31 protein-coding genes are annotated in these 20926 nt (G+C 47.8%); 29 read left to right on the top strand and 2 right to left on the bottom strand.

Features of this window, described 5'->3' with window-relative positions; translation table 11 throughout:
- Positions 1–31 precede the first annotated feature (31 nt).
- The 29 genes from fusA (at position 32) to rplQ (ending at position 18677) form a co-directional block, all read left to right on the top strand.
- Complete coding sequence (fusA, locus tag OXH39_06485) at positions 32–2149, top strand: elongation factor G (protein MCY3550089.1); 2118 nt, start codon at positions 32–34, stop codon at positions 2147–2149.
- 217 nt (positions 2150–2366) lie between these two features.
- A complete protein-coding gene (tuf, locus tag OXH39_06480) occupies positions 2367–3566 on the top strand; it encodes an elongation factor Tu (protein MCY3550088.1) in 1200 nt (399 codons plus the stop codon).
- A gap of 107 nt (positions 3567–3673) precedes the next feature.
- Complete coding sequence (rpsJ, locus tag OXH39_06475) at positions 3674–3985, top strand: 30S ribosomal protein S10 (protein MCY3550087.1); 312 nt, start codon at positions 3674–3676, stop codon at positions 3983–3985.
- A gap of 125 nt (positions 3986–4110) precedes the next feature.
- A complete protein-coding gene (gene rplC / locus OXH39_06470) occupies positions 4111–4755 on the top strand; it encodes a 50S ribosomal protein L3 (GenBank protein ID MCY3550086.1) in 645 nt (214 codons plus the stop codon).
- A gap of 35 nt (positions 4756–4790) precedes the next feature.
- Positions 4791–5438, top strand: a complete 648-nt coding sequence (gene rplD / locus OXH39_06465; protein ID MCY3550085.1) for a 50S ribosomal protein L4 — start codon at positions 4791–4793, stop codon at positions 5436–5438.
- Positions 5439–5443: 5 nt separating this feature from the next.
- On the top strand, positions 5444–5746 hold the full coding sequence (gene rplW / locus OXH39_06460) for a 50S ribosomal protein L23 (GenBank protein MCY3550084.1): 303 nt from the start codon (positions 5444–5446) through the stop codon (positions 5744–5746).
- Positions 5747–5769: 23 nt separating this feature from the next.
- The gene (gene rplB, locus OXH39_06455; protein ID MCY3550083.1) at positions 5770–6585 is read left to right on the top strand and encodes a 50S ribosomal protein L2; all 816 of its coding nucleotides are present in this window, start codon (positions 5770–5772) and stop codon (positions 6583–6585) included.
- A 60-nt stretch (positions 6586–6645) separates the two neighbouring features.
- Positions 6646–6921, top strand: a complete 276-nt coding sequence (gene rpsS, locus OXH39_06450) for a 30S ribosomal protein S19 (GenBank protein MCY3550082.1) — start codon at positions 6646–6648, stop codon at positions 6919–6921.
- Positions 6922–7029: 108 nt separating this feature from the next.
- On the top strand, positions 7030–7383 hold the full coding sequence (gene rplV / locus OXH39_06445) for a 50S ribosomal protein L22 (GenBank protein ID MCY3550081.1): 354 nt from the start codon (positions 7030–7032) through the stop codon (positions 7381–7383).
- A gap of 64 nt (positions 7384–7447) precedes the next feature.
- On the top strand, positions 7448–8254 hold the full coding sequence (gene rpsC / locus OXH39_06440) for a 30S ribosomal protein S3 (protein MCY3550080.1): 807 nt from the start codon (positions 7448–7450) through the stop codon (positions 8252–8254).
- A 35-nt stretch (positions 8255–8289) separates the two neighbouring features.
- Positions 8290–8703 carry a 50S ribosomal protein L16 gene (gene rplP / locus OXH39_06435; GenBank protein ID MCY3550079.1) on the top strand — a complete coding sequence of 138 codons (414 nt, stop codon included), beginning with the start codon at positions 8290–8292 and terminating at the stop codon, positions 8701–8703.
- An 85-nt stretch (positions 8704–8788) separates the two neighbouring features.
- Positions 8789–8977 carry a 50S ribosomal protein L29 gene (rpmC, locus tag OXH39_06430; protein MCY3550078.1) on the top strand — a complete coding sequence of 63 codons (189 nt, stop codon included), beginning with the start codon at positions 8789–8791 and terminating at the stop codon, positions 8975–8977.
- A 104-nt stretch (positions 8978–9081) separates the two neighbouring features.
- Entirely contained in the window at positions 9082–9357 is a 276-nt protein-coding gene (rpsQ, locus tag OXH39_06425; protein MCY3550077.1) for a 30S ribosomal protein S17, read from the top strand.
- Positions 9358–9515: 158 nt separating this feature from the next.
- A complete protein-coding gene (gene rplN, locus OXH39_06420; protein MCY3550076.1) occupies positions 9516–9884 on the top strand; it encodes a 50S ribosomal protein L14 in 369 nt (122 codons plus the stop codon).
- 10 nt (positions 9885–9894) lie between these two features.
- A complete protein-coding gene (locus tag OXH39_06415) occupies positions 9895–10128 on the top strand; it encodes a 50S ribosomal protein L24 (protein ID MCY3550075.1) in 234 nt (77 codons plus the stop codon).
- A gap of 90 nt (positions 10129–10218) precedes the next feature.
- Positions 10219–10782 (top strand): 50S ribosomal protein L5, encoded by a 564-nt coding sequence (rplE, locus tag OXH39_06410; GenBank protein MCY3550074.1) that lies wholly within the window; start codon positions 10219–10221, stop codon positions 10780–10782.
- Between the two features lie 118 nt (positions 10783–10900).
- Positions 10901–11086: a type Z 30S ribosomal protein S14 gene (locus OXH39_06405; protein ID MCY3550073.1), complete on the top strand. Its 186-nt coding sequence runs from the start codon at positions 10901–10903 to the stop codon at positions 11084–11086.
- An 82-nt stretch (positions 11087–11168) separates the two neighbouring features.
- A complete protein-coding gene (gene rpsH / locus OXH39_06400; GenBank protein ID MCY3550072.1) occupies positions 11169–11570 on the top strand; it encodes a 30S ribosomal protein S8 in 402 nt (133 codons plus the stop codon).
- A 39-nt stretch (positions 11571–11609) separates the two neighbouring features.
- Positions 11610–12179: a 50S ribosomal protein L6 gene (gene rplF / locus OXH39_06395; GenBank protein MCY3550071.1), complete on the top strand. Its 570-nt coding sequence runs from the start codon at positions 11610–11612 to the stop codon at positions 12177–12179.
- 85 nt (positions 12180–12264) lie between these two features.
- The gene (gene rplR, locus OXH39_06390; protein MCY3550070.1) at positions 12265–12609 is read left to right on the top strand and encodes a 50S ribosomal protein L18; all 345 of its coding nucleotides are present in this window, start codon (positions 12265–12267) and stop codon (positions 12607–12609) included.
- Between the two features lie 92 nt (positions 12610–12701).
- Positions 12702–13211, top strand: a complete 510-nt coding sequence (gene rpsE / locus OXH39_06385) for a 30S ribosomal protein S5 (protein MCY3550069.1) — start codon at positions 12702–12704, stop codon at positions 13209–13211.
- Positions 13212–13333: 122 nt separating this feature from the next.
- On the top strand, positions 13334–13810 hold the full coding sequence (gene rplO / locus OXH39_06380; protein MCY3550068.1) for a 50S ribosomal protein L15: 477 nt from the start codon (positions 13334–13336) through the stop codon (positions 13808–13810).
- 30 nt (positions 13811–13840) lie between these two features.
- Positions 13841–15172, top strand: a complete 1332-nt coding sequence (gene secY / locus OXH39_06375) for a preprotein translocase subunit SecY (GenBank protein MCY3550067.1) — start codon at positions 13841–13843, stop codon at positions 15170–15172.
- A gap of 25 nt (positions 15173–15197) precedes the next feature.
- Positions 15198–15314, top strand: a complete 117-nt coding sequence (gene rpmJ / locus OXH39_06370; GenBank protein ID MCY3550066.1) for a 50S ribosomal protein L36 — start codon at positions 15198–15200, stop codon at positions 15312–15314.
- A 39-nt stretch (positions 15315–15353) separates the two neighbouring features.
- Positions 15354–15746, top strand: coding sequence for a 30S ribosomal protein S13 (gene rpsM / locus OXH39_06365; GenBank protein MCY3550065.1), 393 nt, complete (start codon positions 15354–15356; stop codon positions 15744–15746).
- A gap of 200 nt (positions 15747–15946) precedes the next feature.
- A complete protein-coding gene (gene rpsK / locus OXH39_06360; protein ID MCY3550064.1) occupies positions 15947–16318 on the top strand; it encodes a 30S ribosomal protein S11 in 372 nt (123 codons plus the stop codon).
- Between the two features lie 23 nt (positions 16319–16341).
- Positions 16342–16977 carry a 30S ribosomal protein S4 gene (gene rpsD / locus OXH39_06355; GenBank protein MCY3550063.1) on the top strand — a complete coding sequence of 212 codons (636 nt, stop codon included), beginning with the start codon at positions 16342–16344 and terminating at the stop codon, positions 16975–16977.
- 241 nt (positions 16978–17218) lie between these two features.
- The gene (locus OXH39_06350; GenBank protein ID MCY3550062.1) at positions 17219–18238 is read left to right on the top strand and encodes a DNA-directed RNA polymerase subunit alpha; all 1020 of its coding nucleotides are present in this window, start codon (positions 17219–17221) and stop codon (positions 18236–18238) included.
- A gap of 34 nt (positions 18239–18272) precedes the next feature.
- Positions 18273–18677: a 50S ribosomal protein L17 gene (gene rplQ / locus OXH39_06345; protein ID MCY3550061.1), complete on the top strand. Its 405-nt coding sequence runs from the start codon at positions 18273–18275 to the stop codon at positions 18675–18677.
- Positions 18678–18873: 196 nt separating this feature from the next.
- Here rplQ and OXH39_06340 read toward each other — a convergent pair whose 3' ends face one another.
- Both OXH39_06340 and OXH39_06335 read right to left on the bottom strand, forming a co-directional pair.
- On the bottom strand, positions 18874–20157 hold the full coding sequence (locus OXH39_06340; protein MCY3550060.1) for an outer membrane protein transport protein: 1284 nt from the start codon (positions 20155–20157) through the stop codon (positions 18874–18876).
- 92 nt (positions 20158–20249) lie between these two features.
- Complete coding sequence (locus OXH39_06335; GenBank protein MCY3550059.1) at positions 20250–20822, bottom strand: hypothetical protein; 573 nt, start codon at positions 20820–20822, stop codon at positions 20250–20252.
- Between the last annotated feature and the right edge of the window lie 104 nt (positions 20823–20926).

Here is a 20926-nt window from a genome sequence, read left to right as displayed (position 1 = left end):
ACGCGAATAGACAATAAGGAGTCACTCGATCGTGGCAGAGAAAAAAAATAACAACTCACAACGCTTAGAACTGCCCCACATGCGAAATATCGGCATCATGGCTCATATTGATGCCGGAAAGACCACTGTAACCGAACGCATTCTGTACTATACCGGTAGACTCTATCGGATCGGCGACGTGGACGACGGCACCACCGCTATGGACTGGATGGTGCAAGAGCAAGAACGCGGTATCACGATTACTGCGGCTGCGACGACTTGCCAGTGGAAAGAACACTCTATCAATATCATTGATACGCCGGGGCATATTGATTTTACCGTCGAAGTTGAACGCTCGCTGCGTGTCCTTGACGGTGCGGTGGCAGTTTTCTGCGCAGTTGGTGGCGTTGAACCCCAATCTGAAACCGTTTGGAGACAAGCGGATAAATATGACATACCGCGAATCGCATTCGTAAATAAAATGGATCGGACGGGTGCTGACTTCTTCCGTACTGTTGAAATGATGGAAGAACGCCTCGGTGCTACGGCAATCCCGGTGCAACTTCCTATCGGTTCGGCGGAACAGTTCACAGGAATCGTAGATCTCATCTCCATGAAGGGCCAGATATGGAACATAGGGAACGATGCTGGTAGTGATGGTACTGTTATCCAAGAAACAGACATCCCCAAGGAAATGGAGGAAATGGCAAATGACTATCGGGATCGTATGTTAGAGGCGATCGCCGATTACGATGACGAACTCCTGATGAAATACGTGGATGGTATTGAAATTTCGCCCGAAGAAATTAAAGTGGCAATACGAAACGCTGTAATTGCTGGCAAAGCTGTCCCAATTCTATGCGGAACCGCTTTAAAAAATAAAGGTGTTCAGCCCCTCTTAGACGCGATTGTTTCCTATCTACCAGCCCCTACGGATGTACCGCCAGTAGCAGGGTTTAATCCAGTGACGGAAGACGATGAAGCACGTTCACCGAATGACAATGAACCATTCTGCGCTTTGGCATTCAAGATTATGACCGATCCCCACGTTGGCAAACTGACTTACCTACGTGTGTACTCTGGTGTCCTCAAGAAAGGGGATACAGTTTATAATAGTAAAACAAGGAAGCACGAACGGATCGGACGGTTGATGAAGATGCACGCGAATAAGCGGGAAGAGCATCAAGCAGTTTATGCGGGCGACATTGCTGCAGCAATCGGCTTAAAAGACCTCTCAACGGGTGATACACTTTGCGATCCGAAGGCGCATATTACGCTGGAAACTATGGTGTTTCCGCTGCCCGTAATGTCTATCGCAGTTGAACCACGAACACAGTCAGATATCGATAAGCTGAACCTTGCGCTCTCGAAACTCGCCGAAGAAGATCCAACCTTCAAAGTGCATCAAGACAGTGAAACAGGACAAACGTTGCTGTCTGGTATGGGAGAACTTCACCTCAAAATCATTGTTGATAGACTTGTACGTGAGTTCAATGTCTCAGCGAACGTTGGCAATCCGCAGGTTGCGTATCGAGAAACAATCCTTAAACCGGTCAAATCTGTGGGGCGTTTCGTCCGTCAGTCTGGTGGTAGGGGTCAATTCGGTCACGTCGTGATCGAGGTTGAACCGCTTGAGAAAGGGACTGGCTTTGAATTCATCGATGAAACCAAAGGTGGTGCTATTCCACAGGAATATATCCCAGCCGTACGGAAAGGCATTGAGAACGCGATGAATGTAGGTGTCCTTGCGGGGTATCCGGTTGTTGATGTATCCGTAAGGTTGGTTGATGGTTCACATCACGCCGTAGATTCATCGGAAATGGCGTTTTCTATCGCCGGTTCAATGGCGTTTAAGGATGCGATGAAGGAAGCGTCACCAATACTCCTTGAACCGATTATGGACGTTGAGGTTATCGTCCCTGACGAATATCTCGGCAAAGTAATAGGAGATTTAAATTCGCGGCGTGCCCAGATACGTAATACGGAAACGCAAGCGAAATCTCGTATTCAAGTTATCAGTGTTGATGTGCCTCTCTCGGAAATGTTTGGGTACGTCAAAACCCTTAGGTCGCTCACACAGGGTAGAGCCAACTACTCTATGGAGTTTGCACACTATAACGAAGTCCCCACGAGTGTAATGGAGGACTTAATTTCATCAGCGAATCGTTAAGTAATTGTGAAGTGTCCGAACTGTGGGAGTGTTCTCACTTCCCATAAGCGGACACAAGATTTAGTTAAAAGGTGTGTTCGGACGCCAAAACGTTTGAACATCTCATAGAAACGGGGATGCGCAGTTTTAAGGCAGAGATTGTAAGCCTATAGTGGAAATACTGTAAACCGCGCCTACAATGCCCGCAACAATAAACTTTTAGTGGAGCTCGGAAAAAATGGCTAAGGAAACATTTGAAAGGACGAAGCCACACGTTAATGTTGGAACAATCGGCCACGTTGACCACGGTAAGACAACGCTGACAGCAGCAATTACTATGGTACTCTCAAAACTTGCCGATACCGATTACGTTATGGAATATGACGAAATCGATAAGGCACCTGAAGAAAAAGAGCGTGGCATTACCATTAACACAGCACACGTTGAATATGAAACCGAGAATCGGCATTACGCACACGTGGATTGCCCCGGACACGCCGACTATATCAAGAATATGATTACTGGTGCGGCACAGATGGATGGCGCAATTCTTGTTGTATCCGCTGCTGATGGTCCTATGCCTCAAACGCGTGAGCACGTGCTACTCGCGCGGCAGGTGAACGTTCCCTCTCTCGTTGTTTTCCTGAACAAAGCAGATATGGTTGATGACGAAGAGTTGCTTGAACTCGTTGAGCTGGAAGTTCGCGAATTACTTAGCGATTATGACTTCCCTGGGGACGACATTCCTATCGTCATCGGTTCCGCTCTTGAAGCGATGGAATCCGGTGGTGATCCCGGTAACGAAGCCTGTCAACCAATTCTGGAACTCATGGCAGCCGTTGATGAGTACATTCCAGAACCTCTGCGTGATACGGACAGACCCTTCCTGATGCCGATAGAAGACATCTTCACCATCAGTGGACGTGGGACCGTTGTAACGGGACGTGTGGAACGTGGGACCGTTGAAATCGGAAACACGGTTGAAATCGTCGGTCTGCGCGAAACACAGGACACCGTCGTCACAGGTGTTGAGATGTTCAAGAAAAGCCTTGACGAAGGTCAAGCCGGTGATAATCTCGGTGCGCTGCTCCGTGGCGTTGAGCGTGATGAAGTCGAACGCGGACAAGTCTTAGCAGTCCCCGGGACTGTTACGCCGCATACTCAATTTGAAGCCGAAGCCTACATTCTCACAAAAGATGAAGGTGGACGCTGGAATCCATTCTTTAGTGGATACAGACCGCAGTTCTATTTCCGCACAACCGACGTAACCGGAGAGATGAATCTCCCTGAAGGCATCGAAATGATTATGCCTGGCGACAACGCACAGATCACCGTAAAACTTTCCAAACCCATCGCGATGGAAGAACAACTCCGATTCGCGATTAGGGAAGGTGGGCAAACTGTCGGTGCCGGTGTTGTCTCCAAAATCATTGAATAAAACGTTTAGGGCAGGACTCACGTCCTGCCCTTTTAATGCTATCAACACAGGGCATTCAGTATGTAAAACAGCGGAAACGCTCTGTTTGATAAAGGCGATACGAAAAGATGGACAATCAAAAAATTCGCATCCGGCTCAAGGCATTTGACTATCGGTTGTTAGACCTGTCGTCAAAGCAGATAGCAGAAACTGCGAAACGTACGGGCGCAGCTGTCTCTGGTCCGATTCCATTGCCGACGAAAAAGCATACCTACACCGTTCAACGTTCAACGTTTAAAGACAAAAAGTCGCGTGAACAATTTGAGATGCGGATTCATAAACGTCTGCTGGATATCTTAGAGACGACCCCTAAAACCGTTGATGCTTTGATGCGTTTGGACCTGCCGGCAGGTGTCGATGTCAAAATCACGCTTCTTTAGAAAATAGTCGTCGGTTATCGGTTATCGGTTTTCAGTTAAAGAGGGTTTCGTTAAACGAAAATCTCTTACTGGCGACCGACAACTGACAACTGACAACTGACAACCATTAAAAAAGGCGAAAGAAAATGGTTAATGGAATTATTGGTCGCAAAGTCGGCATGACACAAGTCTTTGAGGATTCAGGAGAAGCCGTGCCTGTTACTGTCATCGAAGCAGGTCCTTGTCCAATTGTTCAACTCAAAACGCAAGAAAAAGACGGATACCAAGCAGTTCAGTTGGGTTTCGGAGAACGGAAAGAAAACCGCGTGAATAGTCCAAAGCGTGGACATTTCGCCAAAGCCGAAGTTGATCCAACTTTTGTGCTTCGGGAGTTTCGTGTGCAGAGCCTCGAAGACGTATCCGTAGGAAGTGTTATTGATGCCAGTGTCTTTTCAGAAGGTGAACTTGTTGACGTGACGGGTACCTCAAAAGGACGTGGTTTCACTGGTGTGGTAAAACGCTGGAAGTTCGCTGGTGGTAAGAAGAGCCACGGTGGGGAACAAGACCTTCGGCGTCCCGGCTCAATTGGAGCGAGCGCGACCCCTTCACGAGTCTTCAAAGGGAAACGGATGGCTGGTCGTTCGGGTGCTAAACGCCATACTATCCAAAATTTACCTGTGATTCAAGCCGATCCTGAACGCAACCTGTTGGTGATAAAAGGGGCTGTTCCTGGACCCCCCAACGGTTTACTTCTGATTAGAAAGGCATCTAAAGCACCGAGTGCTATGTAGACAACCTCCACCAAACAGATTGTCAAGAGGAAAATATGTCAACTTTAGCTGTACACAACAGATCCGGAGCCGTCCTTCACGAAAAGGAATTAGCCGATGTATTTATCGATGCTGAAGTGAATGGCCCTGTTATTCACCAGTGTGTCGTTGCCTATCTCGCCAATCAGCGTCAAGGGACTGCATCGACAAAAACCCGGAGTGAAGTGAAAGGCAGTGGGAGAAAACTCTACCGCCAAAAGGGAACCGGCAGGGCTCGTGTCGGACATGCCAAATCTCCAATTCGAGTGCATGGTGGTGTCGCATTCGGACCTAAGCCGCGCAGTTACCGACAATACACCCCGAAGCGGGTTCGTCAACTTGGGCTCCACAGCGCACTTGCAGACAGGTTTCAGAATCAGCAGTGCATTCTGGTTGAAGATTTCACACTTGAACGCCCGCGAACCAAGGACATGGTCAACATGTTAAAGGCGGTGAATGCTGAAGGAAAAGTGTTGCTGGTTCTCAATGAACACGACACGAATATCCGCCTTTCTGTAAGGAATATTCCACAAGTTAATAGTTGTATATGGAATAACCTCAACGTTTATCAGGTCATGTGGCATGACACACTGATAATCACTGAAAACGCCGCTGAGAAACTGGAATCCAAATTTGTCAGCATTAGTTCAGAGACAGAAGGATAAAGCTGATGAAAGATGCATATCAGGTTATATTACAACCCCTAATCACGGAGAAAAGCACAATACTCCGTGATTCTAACAAATACGCGTTTGTTGTCAACCGCGAAGCAACGAAGCCACAAATTCGGCAAGCTGCGGAAGAATTGTTTGATCTCGAAGGAGATATTCTCAAAGTTCGTACGATGCGAGTTCGCGGCAAACCTAAAGGTAAAATGTTGCGTTATCAACGTGGTAGAAAACCGAATTGGAAGAAAGCGATTATTACCCTAAGAGAAGGGGCAACCATCCAAGCCTTTGAAACTATATTATAGGGACATCAAGTGAGGAAATCAGAGTGCCTAAAACTTATTCACCGATAACCCCAAGTCGCCGGTTTATGACGGGGTATACCTTTGAAGAAATTACGCGGAGCAAACCGGAAAAATCTCTTGTCAAAGGTATGAAGCAGAGAGCTGGTCGAAACGCCAGTGGTCGTATGACAGTGAGACGGCGTGGTGGCGGCCACAAACGTCGATACCGAGTCATTGACTTCAAACGAGACAAGTTTGGCATCCCTGCTAAAGTTGCCTCAATTGAATACGATCCGAACCGGTCAGCACATATAGCACTGCTACACTATGTTGACGGCGAAAAACGCTACATTCTTGCGCCTGTTGGTATTCAGGTTGGCGACATGTTAAGTTCAGGTGCGGACGCGGAAATTCGCGTCGGTAATGCTTTACCGCTCGAAAGGATTCCGCTCGGCTCCTCAATTCATAACATAGAGATGCGTCCTGGCAAAGGCGGACAACTGGTGCGGAGTGCTGGTGCTGCTGCGCAATTGGTTGACAGAGAAGGAAAATACGCGCGTATCCGACTTCCGTCAGGCGAGATTCGGCTTGTCCCTGTGCAAGCAATGGCAACGCTTGGACAGGTCGGCAACGTTAGCCAGATCGTCATCGGTAAAGCGGGTCGCTCAAGATGGCTCGGAAAACGACCGAAGGTTCGTGGCGTGGCGATGAATCCGATTGATCATCCACACGGCGGTGGAGAAGGAAAGAGTTCCGGTGGTAGACATCCAGTTACCCCTTGGGGCGTTCCAACGAAGGGGTATAAGACCCGAAATCCGAAGAAGAAATCGGGTCGCTATATTGTTGGAAAACGTAAATAATCTTTTTCGTAACGCTTCGTTCGGTACGGGCTTAATGTTTATAAGGTAGAGGAGAACATAATGGCGCGCTCTCTGAAAAAGGGACCTTACATAGATACGAAACTTGCTAAGAAGGTAGCTGCTATGGAACGTTCTGGTAGCAAACGGGTGATCCGGACTTGGTCCCGTCGTTCAATGATTACCCCTGAGTTGGTAGGACACACTTTGGCGATTTATAACGGCAAAAAGTTCTTTCCGGTGTACATTACGGAGAACATGGTAGGACACAAGCTCGGGGAATTCTCGCCAACTCGCACCTTCCGGTCCCATGCTGGTGGTGGCGGTGCCAGAAGATAGTTTTGTGATAGCCTTCATCGCAGATTGAGGCACGTATGAAGTGATGCGTTTGAATGTCTCATATAAATCACGATGAAATCAGCCAATTGCTTTTATTAGGAGACACTGATGGAAGCCAGATCTAAGATTAGGAACGCGTCGGTTGCGCCACGGAAAGCGCGCTTAGTAGCCGATCTCGTCCGTAATCAGTATGTTGAGGATGCGTTAAGTCAGCTGCGCTTTACGCATAAAGCCGCGTCCCCTATAATTTATAAACTGATTCAGTCAGCAGCTGCAAATGCGCAATATCAGGATCCGAACATTGATATCACAAACTTATATGTCAAAGAGATTCGGGTTGATGAAGGGATTACGCGGAAATGGATACGTCCCCGGGCGCGAGGCATGGCAAATAGAATTCTAAAACGGAGCAGTCATATTGTCGTTGTTGTTGATGAGGAGAGTACCGTAGATGATGAATAGCAACACGCTGACAACGCACCGACAGCAACATCTCGAACGGGAAATCGTTTGATAGGAGGTTTGCGTGGGACAAAAAACTCATCCGCGTGGATTACGCTTAGGAATCATTGAAACGTGGGATTCAAAGTGGTACAGTGAACGCGATTACGCCAAGTGGCTCCACGAAGATTTTAAAATTCAGGAGTTCGTCAAAGAGCAACTTGCGCGTGCTGGTATTTCGCGTGTTGAAGTGGAACGCGTTGCTGACCGCTGCAGTATTAATATCCATACAGCCCGCCCAGGTATCGTGATCGGTCGTCGCGGCGCAGAAGCTGAGAAGCTACAAGCACTCATCGAAAAAGAGGTCGGTTGTTCTGTCCGGATTAATGTCTCGGAAATCAGAGAACCAGAACTTGATGCCCAACTCGTTGCAGAAGACGTAGCGACACAAATAGAACGCCGTGCTGGCTTTAAACAAGCGATGCGGCGTAAAATTTCCGGTTCAATACAAGCAGGTGCATTGGGCGTTAAAATCATGGTGAGTGGCAGGTTGGATGGCAAGGAAATTGCCCGTGCGGAGTCGAGTATTGAAGGACGGGTACCTCTTCACACACTCAGAGCCGATGTTGACTACGGGTTTACGGAAGCAAACACAACATACGGTAAGATCGGGGTCAAAACGTGGATTTTTAAAGGTGAAATTATTGGGGTCCCGGACAAATTAAAAGGTGAACCGTCTGTCCGTCGTCAATCTGGACGACGTGAGGACACAGGTTCGCAACGTTCCGAACGTCGCCGTGGTGACAGACGTTCTGGACAATCCGGTGAACAGGGTAGAGGCAGAGGTCGTCGCAGGCAACGTCGGGGCGCGGGGAACTCTCAGAATCGTTGAGAATCGCATTTACAGACTTTTAAGGAGGCATTTAAGTGTTAATGCCGAAACGTGTGATGCGCCGGTATGTGCATCGCGGAAAACGCCGTGGAAAGCCGCTCCGAGGTTCAAGGATTAACTTTGGTGAGTACGGCTTGCAAGCGATGGAAGCTGGTTGGATTACCAGTAACCAAATTGAATCGGCACGTGTCGCTATTACGCGATATGTCCGCCGTGGTGGGAAACTTTGGATTAAAATTTTTCCACATAAACCACTCAGTAAACAACCTGCTGAAACACGCATGGGTAAAGGTAAAAAGGGTCCCCCTGAACATTGGGTTGCTGTTGTTAAACCCGGTAGAGTCCTTTACGAATTAAGCGGCGTTTCGCTTGAAGATGCAAAAGGGGCGATGGAACGAGCCGCCCACAAATTGCCAATCAAAACTAAGTTCGTTGCACGGAATGAGTAATTTCGTCTGCGACTCCGAGGTTGGAAAATCATGAGTGTAGTGACGCAGCACCGTGGTTTGAGAACACGCAAGGAGATTCGGAAAAATGAAAGCGGATGAGCTACGAGGAAAGACAACCGAAGAATTAGAAGGTGAACTGAAGGCTCTGAAAGAGAATTTGTTTAACCAGAAATTCCGAAATATCTTAGGCCAACAGGAGGACACAACGCTTATTGGAAAGATCCGGAAGGACATTGCACGTGTGAAAACTGTTCTACGGTCCCGTTCAGAGTAATGGAACTTATAGGGCAAGGTTGCGTGCCTCAGCAGTATTCCGTTTCATCAAATTTGTACTGTGTACTTACAAAAAATAGGTTTTGACTGGTTTGGAGGATAAAGTTGAACGAGGAAAGACGAAAACATCGCAAATCTCGGACAGGTCTTGTTACAGGTAACAGTATGGACAAAACTGTCGCAGTTTCACTTGTTCGGCGCTATCAACATCCCCTTTACAAAAAGGTAGTCCGGAAAACGAAAAAGGTTTTGGCTCACGATGAGCAGAATAGTTGTAACGTCGGTGACGTGGTGCAGGTTGTCGAAACCCGGCCGCTGAGTCGTCATAAAAGGTGGCGGGTCCAAGCGATAGTGAGCTCAGTACAACCCGCAAACGATTAAGAAGTGCCACCACCGATAGCACGCGTGGTTTGTAACGCGTATGTGAAATCAAACAGCGTAGCAACGTGGATCGCATAGCACTTGAGAAGAAAGGGTTTGATCTCCACTCTGACGTTTCCAAACAAACTGCTTTGAAAACGATAGAGGAGGAAATAAAAATGGTTCAATCATATACTCGATTAACCTGTGCTGATAATACTGGCGCAAGGCAATTAATGTGCATTAGCGTGCTTGGCGGAACTCGTCGTCGCTATGCGCGTGTAGGCGACGTGATCGTTGCAAGCATTAAGGAAGCGACACCTAATACACAGGTAAGTGCCGGTGAAGTTGTGCGCGCAGTCGTCGTCCGTACGACCAAAGAATATCGACGTGCAGACGGCTCCTATATTAAATTCGACCAGAATGCTGCGGTTCTGATTGACCCGCAGAATCAACCGCGTGGTACCCGAATTTTCGGACCGGTCGCTCGTGAACTCAGGGAAAAGGAGTTCACCCGAATTGTCTCGCTCGCCCCCGAGGTGATTTAGGAGGACGATTGTGGCAAAGCAAAAACTACATATCAAGAAGAATGATACGGTGGTAGTTCTCAGTGGGAAAAACCGAGGTACACAAGGCGTGGTTTTAGAGGTGTTCCCAAAGAAACAACGGGCAATCGTTGAAGGCGTTCATATCATCACACGCCACCTTCGGCCCAACCAAGCGGGACAAGGCGGTATTGTCGAACGCGAAGGCACCATTCACGTTTCTAATCTCAAAAAGGTTGATGCCTAAACCGGAGCGAATCGCTCCAGACACCGTAGAAGATGTGCTCTGCAAAAGCACTCTTCATGGAATACACGATTTCTATAGGATACAAGGCTTATGAGCCCATTCAAAGAATTTTATCAATCGGAAGTCATACCCTCGCTGCAAAATCACTTTAACTATAAAAATGTGATGCAGATCCCGAAATTGGACAAGATTACACTGAACATCGGTGTTGGTGCAGCGGTTCAGACTCCAAACGTATTGGAAGATGCCGTTGAAGAATTGAGTCTAATTGCGGGTCAACGGGCAATCATCACCCGCGCCAAAAAGTCGATCTCTGCCTTCAAAATCAGGGGGCCATCGAAGTTAGGGCGTACGCCGGGCATGGCTATCGGGTGTAAGGTTACGCTTCGGCAGCAAAGGATGTATGAGTTCCTCAATCGTTTGATTAACGTCGTCCTACCCCAAATTCGGGATTTTCGCGGTGTATCGCCTGATTCTTTTGATGGCCGCGGTAACTATTCCCTCGGTCTCACCGAGCAGTTAATTTTTCCTGAAATTGAGTACGACAAAGTTAACGACATCCGCGGGCTGAATGTAACCATTGTTACCACCGCCCCAACGGACGAAGAAGGCCGCGAGCTGCTAAGATTGCTGGGGATGCCGTTTCGGCAATAGATTGAGTGTGCCGAGTTTTTTGGTAAATCTACAAACAAGCGCGTAGGTTTCCGTGAATCCGCAGCTAACTTCCAACATCCGTACACATTACGGATAAGTCAGGAAAGGAGCATCCAGATTGGCAAGTAAATCATGGATTGCCAAACAGAAAAGAACCCCGCGGTTCCAAACCCGAAAATACAGCCGCTGTAAAAGTTGCGGTAGGGCGCGTGGGTATCTTCGCAAGTTTGAATTGTGTCGCATCTGTTTTCGCCTCTTTGCCCGCGCCGGTAAGATCCCCGGTGTCCGAAAGGCGAGTTGGTAAAAACTGAGAGTTGTCCTCACTTACACAAACATGACGGGCACAGCGACCCTTCAGAAACGAGAACAAATAAGGAGAATCTTTCATGTCGATGACCGATCCGATTGCAGATATGTTGACCCGTATCCGCAATGCCAATATGGCAGGACATGAACGCGTTGAAATTCCCTCTTCAAAAGTCAAAGCTGAGATCGCACGCATTTTGGCAGAAGAAGGTTTCGTCCGCAACTATCGTTTACTTGAAGACGGAAAACAGGGGATTTTAAGAATTTACTTGAAATACGGAAACACAAAAAAAGAGAAGGTCATCACAAACCTTAGGCGCGTCAGCAAACCTGGCAGGCGGGTTTACGCGAAAGCCGATAAGCTGCCACGGGTTTATGGAGGACTTGGTGTCGCGATCTTATCGACATCTGGAGGACTAAAGACCACCCCAGAATGCCGTAGAGAAAAAATCGGCGGTGAAGTCCTTTGCTACGTCTGGTAAAATCTTGTTGATGACTCTCAACGAGTTGGGAGAGATAGAATGTCACGTATTGGACTAAAACCGATTCCGGTGCCTGACAAGGTGCAGGTAGCTTTGGACAAAAGCGACGTGCAGGTGGATGGACCGAAAGGGAGTCTCAATTGGAAACTTCCAGAAGGAATCAATGCGACGCTTGAGGAAAACGTCCTAACCGTCCAAAGAACGAGTGAACTCAAACAATACAAAGCTTTGCACGGGTTAGCACGTAGCCTCATCGCTAACATGATTGCCGGTGTTTCAGAAGGCTTTGAGAAAAAACTAAGAGTGGTTGGTACGGGTTATCGCGCCGAAGTCAACCGCGATAAAAATTTGGTTCTTGACGTTGGCTATTCGCACTCCGTCACTTACACCCCACCTGAGGGGATAACGCTGAGTGTTGAAGCGACTGAAACAATAGATGGACAGACCCATACACCTGTTATTATCAGTGGCATTGATAAACAATTGGTTGGACAAGTCGCGGCTTCTATTCGTCAAATTAAGAAACCGGAAACTTACAAACCTTGCAAAGGTATCCGCTACGACGGGGAGCGCGTTCGAGATAAAGAAGGAAAAGCCGCTATTGGCTAACGTTATTAGACTTTTGCACGTTAGGAAATAGCAAGCGTGTTTATAGTAATAAGGAGACCCCTTGGCACTCATTAAAAAGAAACGGATGGGCCATTTACGGCGCCGGAGGCGTGTCCGCCAAAAGATTAGTGGCACCGGTAACAGACCGCGGCTCTCTGTTTTTCGAAGCATAAAACATATTTATGCGCAGCTTATTAACGATGAGCTTGGCGTGACGGTCGCGGAAGCCTCGACTTTGTCCCCTGAACTGAAAGAGAACCTTTCAACCGGCGGAAATGTACCGGCAGCGGAAAGCGTTGGGGCACTTATCGCGCAAAAAGCCAAACAGCAGAAGATTGAGGTAGTGGTCTTTGACCGGGGCGGACATCTCTACCATGGGCGTATAAAAGCCCTTGCTGAAGCTGCGAAAGCGGAAGGATTGAAGTTTTAATACCCCGCGAACCGGGTTCTGTTGTCAAAAAGATTGTAGAATTAACACTATATCTAAGATAACAGGCTAACACCGGATAGGAGATTTTTTTGCTGAAAGATAAAATCAACCCTGATGACTTTGAATTTGAGGAGCGCATGATTAAAATCAACCGCGTGATGCGAGTCGGTAAAGGGCGGCGAACGCCGAGTTTCAATTCGCTCACCGTTGTTGGCAATCGTGACGGTATTGTTGGTATTGGATTCGGCAGCGCGAGCGAGGTAGCAGGCGCGCTCCGAAAAAGTTTCGCGGATGCTCGAAAAAATTTGATCCGGGTTCCAATCGTCGACGGCACACTTCCGCATGAGATCGTCAGCGAATTCAAATCTGCCAAAGTCTTGTTAAAACCGGCGAGTCCGGGGACAGGTATCATCGCAGGGAATGCAACACGTGCTATCCTCGAATTTGCAGGCGTTCGAGATGCGTTGACGAAATGCCTTTCTTCGCGAAACGTGAAAAATATCGCTGAAGCTACTATGTTAGGGTTGAAAAACCTCAAAGATGTTAACGAAGTCGCACGGTTAAGAGACCTGTCCGTCGAAGAACTACTCAAGAAACGCTAAAGATTGGTAATCAGCGGTTAGCAGTCAGTGGTCAGAAAGTAGGTAATTGAACATTCAAATTCCTCTTACTTGACAATTGAAAGCCGATAGCTGATAGCCATAAAGGAATGGAGTAAATCCTGATGAAACTGAATGAACTCAAACCTGCCCCTGGGGCAAACCGCTCCAGAAAGCGGGTAGGAAGAGGCAACGCTTCGGGCAAGGGTGGCACTTGTGGTCGCGGTCACAAGGGACAAAAATCTCGATCTGGCAGCTCAATCCCCGCATGGTTTGAAGGCGGGCAGATGCCGCTCGTGCGACGGCTCCCGAAGCGAGGTCCGCGGCGGACTGCACATAAACGGGTTGCGTACGACATTATTAACGTAGAAACCCTTAATCTGTTTGAGGACGCAGCGGTCGTTAGCCTTGAAGCCCTACGCGAAGCAGGCTTAATTAAACGGAAGAATGCGCTGGTAAAGATACTCGGCGATGGTGAACTGGAAAAACAGCTGAAAGTCCAAGCGCACCGCTTCTCAAAATCTGCAATCGAGAAAATTGAATCCAAAGGTGGCACAACCGAAGTCCTTGAGATGCACGCGAATACTGGCAACGCTGCGTGAGAACTTGCAGGCGAGGAGGAAAAGAAATAAGTGATTAAGGCATTTCAAAACGCTTTTAAAATACCCGAATTGCGGAAACGCATCATGTTTACAGCGTTGCTCTTGATTGTTTATCGCCTTGGTGCCCATATTACGCTTCCGGGTATCGACGACCAGGCACTTGAAGCTTTTTTTCAGCAACTTATGGAGCGTGGGGGTAATGTCATTGGATTCATTGACCTGTTTTCTGGCGGTGCTTTTAGCCAGATGACAATTTTCGCGCTCGGCATACAACCTTATATCAGTGCCTCAATCATTATGCAGCTCCTCGCTGTCATTGTTCCTTCATTGGAGCGACTCTCCAAAGAACCTGATGGCAGAAAGAAGATTACCCAGTATACCCGATATGGAACGGTTATACTCAGTATCATTCAAGGCATAACGATCAGCATCGTCTTGCGGAATCCAGAGAACATTACCGGACAAGCGGGTGAGATTGTCAGGGATCCTAATTTATGGTGGCATTTTCTCGTAGTCTTGACACTCACAGCAGGCACCTCTTTTGTAATGTGGTTGGGTGAACAGATTACTGAACGCGGCATTGGACAAGGTATTTCATTAATTATCACAGTCGGTATTATTGCTGGATTGCCGGGCGGTGTTACAACTGTTTTCAACAATCTGGTAACGCGACCAGAGTTCGGCATTTTACAACTCGCTCTCTTAGTCGGTCTTGTTGTTGTAGCGGTCATGGGAACTGTGTTTATCACACTTTCTGTGCGGAAGATTCCGGTGCAATACGGCAGGCAGATTCGCGGACGTAGAGTGATCGGTGGACAATCGACCCACCTGCCACTCCGAGTTAATGCAGCTGGCATGATTCCAATCATCTTCGCTGTCACGCTTATCCAGTTTCCACCGACTGTACTTGGCTTTCTCCCACGGGATTGGGGATGGGTGGCTGGTGTAGAAGCCCTCATTGCTCCGGGAACACCGTTGTATCTCGCTGTTTATGGATTGTTAATTATTGGCTTCACCTATTTCTACACAGCCGTGCAAATCAACCCGATTCAAATGGCAGAGGATTTACAAAAATACGGCGGTTTTATCCCCGGTATCCGTGCTGGCAAACAGACTGCAGATTACATTAACACCACACTTACGCGTATTACGCTTCCAGGGGCAATTTTTCTCGCCGCTATCGCCGTGATTCCGATTATTATCACAAGTCGGCTTAACGTTGGAAACATGGTGGAAGGTGCTTCTATCTTGATTGTCGTCGGTGTCGTGTTAGATACAATGTCACAAATCGAATCCTATTTAACGGTACGCCATTATGAAGGATTCTTAAAAGATCGTAAGCTCAAAGGCAGACGGCGTTGAGCACTTTCACCTGAAAGAGGACATCATGAAAGTCAAACCTTCTGTTAAAAAGATGTGTAACCAGTGTAAAATTGTCAAACGAAAAGGGATAATCCGCGTCATTTGTCCTTCAAACCCGAAGCACAAACAAAGACAAGGCTAATCCGTTTACACCTCTCGGATTCCGAGAAGGAGGAAACTCATGGCAAGGATCGCAGGGGTTGACTTACCCCGAGACAAACGGGTGGATATTGCCCTAACAGCAATTTATGGCATCGGCCGTTATACCGCATCGCAAATTGTCACCGACCTTGATCTTGACCCAGGAAAAAAAGTTGACAACCTCGCTGAAAATGAGATTAACCAACTCCGAGACAAGGTTCAAGAATACAAGATTGAAGGTGATTTGCGTCGCGAAATTGACCAGAACATTAAACGACTAATGGATATCAATAGTTATCGTGGTTTGCGGCACCGTCGGCAGCTACCTGTCCGCGGACAGCGTACGAATACCAACGCTCGTACCCGCAAAGGGAAAGCACGAACGATTTCCGTTGGTAGAAAAGCTAAAGAGGCAGCACGCAAAGGCGGCTAACGCAATTGCCTTCAGTTATCGGTTAGCAGAGGCAATAGTTATCCGTTAAAGAAGTTCCTAAAGTGTTTCTAAAGTCCGTAAAGTTACTCTCACTGTGAGGCATTCGCAACTTTAGCACACTTTGAAACTTTAGCACAGTTGCTGACTTTGACAATTGATAACCGATAACTGACAACCACTGATAAGAAAGGAGAACCGTTTTGCGTGGAAGAAGAAGAGAACGTAAGAACGTCCCCGAGGGTATCGCACACATACAAGCGACCTTCAATAATACAATTATTACGATAACAGACTTAAACGGAAATACCGTTGCTTGGGCAAACGCTGGTATGACCTTTACTGGTTCACGGAAGTCAACGCCCTTTGCTGCACAACAAACAGCAGAAGCGTGTGCCCGCAGAGCAATGGATCACGGCGTGAAACGCGTGGAGGTTAGAGTCAAGGGTCCCGGTTCAGGACGCGAGTCTTCGATACGGGCACTTGCTGCAGCCGGTCTCGAAATTAGTTTAATGAAGGACGTGACTCCGATCCCACACAATGGATGTCGTCCGCCTAAGAGACGGCGGGTTTAAGGGTTTTTATATAAGGAGAGGGAATGAGCAGATATTTAGATTCAGTCTGTAAATTATGTCGCCGGGAAGGTGAAAAACTCTTTCTGAAAGGGCGGCGCTGCGATGGTCCCAAGTGTTCTTTTGAACGCCGCAGTTATCCGCCTGGCGAACACGGACAGACTATTCCGCGCAGAGGTCGCGGGGACGACTTCCGACGACAGTTGCGCGCCAAACAGAAAGTCAAACGTACTTACGGTGTTTTTGAGAAACAATTTCGGAATTATTATTTCAAAGCAGCGCGCCAAACTGGTATCGCTGGTGAGAACTTAATTAGTTTCCTTGAACGCCGGTTAGACAATGTCGTTTATCGACTCGGATTCGCAACTTCCAGAAATCAGGCGCGGCAACTTGTGAAGCACAACCACTTCACCGTGAATGGCAAGCGAGTTAACATCCCTTCTTATGTAGTGAAAGTCGGGGATGTCATTACGCCACGCGAACGGAGTCAGCACCTCGCTACCATTCAAGAGGCATTAGATTACTCACAGCATCGCGGGGCACCTGAATGGCTGGAAATTGACAGGGACAAACCAGAAGGGCGTGTTCAGGGTGCACCGGTGGTGGAGCAGATCGCTGCGGACCTTGAAATGCAACTCATCATTGAACTTTACTCCCGATAGGTACATCCCCATACCCGTGTGTTACTGCCTATAGGTTTTATAAGCCGGTATGCGATACGACTGCGTACCTATTATATACAATCAAGAGCTTAGCAGCAATCTACCTCACACGAGGAAATTAGGGGATGTCCCAAAATACAATACAGACATAAAATTAAGAGGGCGTGTACTAAATACAAACACGCTGCCGCTCCGTTTGTCCGTATGCTAACACTTAATCTATTCCTGTAGGAGGAAATCGATGATAAGGTCCGAGCTAGAAAAGCCCGAACGGCTGAAAACTGATACAGTCTCCTTACGCCCCAATTACGCGAAGTATACCGCTGAACCTTTCGAGCGCGGATTTGGGATGACCCTCGGCAATTCACTACGCCGAGTCCTCCTGTCGTCAATTAAAGGTGCAGCGATTACAGCTGTTCAAATTGAGCAAGTAAAGCACGAGTACGCTACGATCCCCGGAGTCCTGGAAGATGTGGTACAGATTATTCTCAATCTCAAAGAGATCCGATTAAACATATCAACCGACGATCCAATGCGACTCACACTGAAAGCAGAAGGCTCCGGTGAAATCACAGCAGCTGACATTCGTCCTAACGCGTACGTTGAGATTATAAACCCTGACCAGCATATCGCGACCCTTGATGAATGCGAAGGATTGGACATAGAAATTCATGTGCAAACCGGAAGAGGATACTCTCTCGCTGAAGAGCACAGACCACCGAGACACGAAATCGGATTGATTCCAGTTGACGCAAAGTTCTCACCTGTTGAGAAAGTCAACTTTTGGGTAGAGGAAACACGTGTCGGGGATATGACGAACTTCGATAAGCTTAACCTTGAAGTCTGGACGGATGCGACTATCACAGCGAAGGAAGCTGTCACACGCGCTGCCGACATCTTGTTGGAACAACTCGAGATCTTTACAGAATTTGATGAAAGTTATGTTGAACCGGAACCAGAGATTGATGAGGCGAAACTCCGACGCAACCGCTATCTCGCCAAGCCCGTCTCCGAGCTTGAACTCTCTGTCCGCGCCAGCAATTGCCTTGAAACTGCTAACATTAAAACTATACGAGAACTCGTCACAAAAGAGGAAAAGGATATGTTGGAGTACAAGAATTTCGGGCGGACATCGCTCAACGAAATTAAGGAACAACTTGACAACATGGGACTTTCCCTCGGAATGAATCTGGACGATGTAGACGACGCGGACCTCGACGAAGAAGATATGATGCAAGCCCCCTTGCAACCGGCTACCTAAATTCTTCACGACAACGCGTAAATGGAGGAAGACGATGCGCCACAGAAAACGTGGAAGGAAATTGGGACGAACGACAAGTCATCGAAAAGCACTTTTCCGCAATCAAGCCACGGCGCTATTTGAACACGAACAAATTCGGACAACACTACCGAAGTGTAAAGAACTTCGGCGTGTCGCTGAAAAGTTGATTACGCTCGCAAAACGCGGAGATCTACCCGCACGTCGGCAAGCCGCAAAGATGCTCTATGGGACCAACCTGCATTACAAACCCAGAAGGGGAGAAGAGGGCAGTGGCATCGATAAACAGAACATCTTGCGCAAACTGTTCGATGACATTGGACCGCGGTATCAAGATCGAAACGGCGGCTACACACGTATCATACGCGGTGAACTCCGAAAAGGCGACGGCACCCAGATGGGTTATATTCAATTGGTTTAATGGCTGTCGGCTATCGGCTATCAGCAGTCGGTAAAACACACGGGCGGAGGTAAAATTCCGCCCGTTTCTGCTTAAACCGTAGTTCAATACAAAGATACCACCGCTTATTGACCGCCAGTAGTTACCAAGAATGGAAAACCATCCATTACTGACAGTGAGGGCAGCGAACGTCCCGAGTGCCGACTGCTGACAACTATTAAAACCGATACGCAGCGGATACGAATACGCGATGCGTAAGCCGTTCCGTGGTAAGTTGATTTTTGCTTCGTTGCCAAGTGCCGAGCATATACGCGACATCAAGTTTCAGCGAATCCTCAAAGATTTGGCCTGCCCCCAGTGTCAAGAAATCACGTGCGTTTTCAACCTCGGCATCCGTGAATGGAATCGTATCCCGAAAATAACCGAGACGGACGTGTGTACCAATAGCGGGGATTCGGTATTCCGCGCCGATCCGTGCTTGGAGCGTTGTCGCATAGAACTTCTCAAAGTTATCCTTTGAAATGTCATCCGCAGGAGGGGCTGGATCGTAGCGCGTCTGGGTCCAGTCTGTGAGTTGGATGTCGCCAGCCAGGATTAACTGTTTATTTAGCAATTTCACAGCCACGCCTGTTCCAATTTCAAAGGGACGCTCAATATCAAACGTTTGTGCCCCGTCGAGGACATCAGATGTTTCCTCACCGTCATCATAGACCACCCGAGTTGATTCATACCAGAGTTCATCAACGCCCAATTCGACGGGTGTGACGAAGGTCAGACCGAGGCTGATAGTGTCCGTCAGGTTCGCCAAAAGCCCTATCCTACCGCCTAAACCTGAATACTCTCGGTCAATTTCATCGTCGTACCTGAAGCGTGACAAGTCACTATCCACCTTCAATAGATCGGTACCTGTCGTATCCAACTCATTCAAGCTACTCCCTTGCCAGAAGTCCAACGAACCGCCAATAAGGACCCGTTTTGAGACGTACACACTCGTACCAAAACTCCATATCCCAATGCCGCCACTGTTTATGTTGGTTTCATCAACAGCGAACCCGCTAAAGTCGGTTCCTGAACTGGGGTCAATGCCTTGAATGGCAGTCTGATAGTCGAAGTTTTGTGGACGATTGTAACCGAAACCAACTGCCCACCCCCCGCGTCTCGTCTGGATTGGATAAACAAATCCGATAGAATTCGGACGCATCTGTGAACGGGTCGTCCCGGTTATCTCATCTCCAGCAAAGTACGTATCTGTACTCGCTGTGTTATGCGAAAAACTGCTAAAAAATTCAAATTTTTGGATTTGCGCCATCCCCGCAGGATTCCAATAGAGCGCAGTGAAATCATCAGCGAGGGCGACAGAGGCACCGCCCATTCCCATCGTCCGTGCGCCAACACCGAATGTATTTCCGATCGCCATTTCCTCTACTTGTGCTACGCCGACAGTTGTAAAGAACACGGCAGCAAACAGGAAAATAAAAGTCGTATACACTGTTCGTTTCATCGTTTCGATTCCTCCAATTTTTAACTTTTCCTTGCGGTCCGTTTAGGTGGGTTTGGGATTTTGAAGTGTTTCTCCGTAGACCCACCCTTCCATTATTTTTCGTTCCGATTTTTCGTGCGTCGCTGCAGTCGTTCGGATCTTGACTTTGGTGAAGTCACGCTACGTGAACTCCGAGAACGCTTATTTTCCAACCGCAAATCACCCTTTTTGTATGTCCGCCGTGAAAGTGGCACATATCGACTCCCACGATAGTACCGTCGGTAGACGTTTGTATAAGGATAATAGCCTCGATAATAGGGTGCGTAACCGTAGTACCTGTATCCGTAAAACCAAGGAGGCGGATAATAGCGCGCAACCGGTGGATAATAGCCATACGGATACGGTATGTAAGGCATCCAATAGTTACCGTAACTGGAAGGATACGCGTAAACGGTACGACGGGTATACTTCCGCCGCCCGTAATAACCTTCCGATTCTTCAGCATTCTCTGACTCTAATTCTTCCGATTCTGCCTCAGAGACACCTTCCATTTTTTCTTCTTCCAAAGCCCTATTATATTTTTGATCAAAACCCGAAGACGCATGATAGCCGACTTGCGTATAACACCCCGCGAATGCTACCGCTCCCAAGAGCAACGGTAGTACGAAAGTCAATTGCCACTTCATTTCTTCTTCTCCTTTAGATTTGTCCATCAATCTCGACTATTATAACCTAATAGTCTGTCACATTTATATTGCTGGATATAATTTGTTGAGTTTGATGCGTGCGT

This window comes from Candidatus Poribacteria bacterium (assembly GCA_026702755.1).
Classification (GTDB): domain Bacteria; phylum Poribacteria; class WGA-4E; order WGA-4E; family WGA-3G; genus WGA-3G.
Note: the sequence above shows the minus strand (reverse complement) of the source record. Positions and strands in the feature narration are given on the sequence as shown.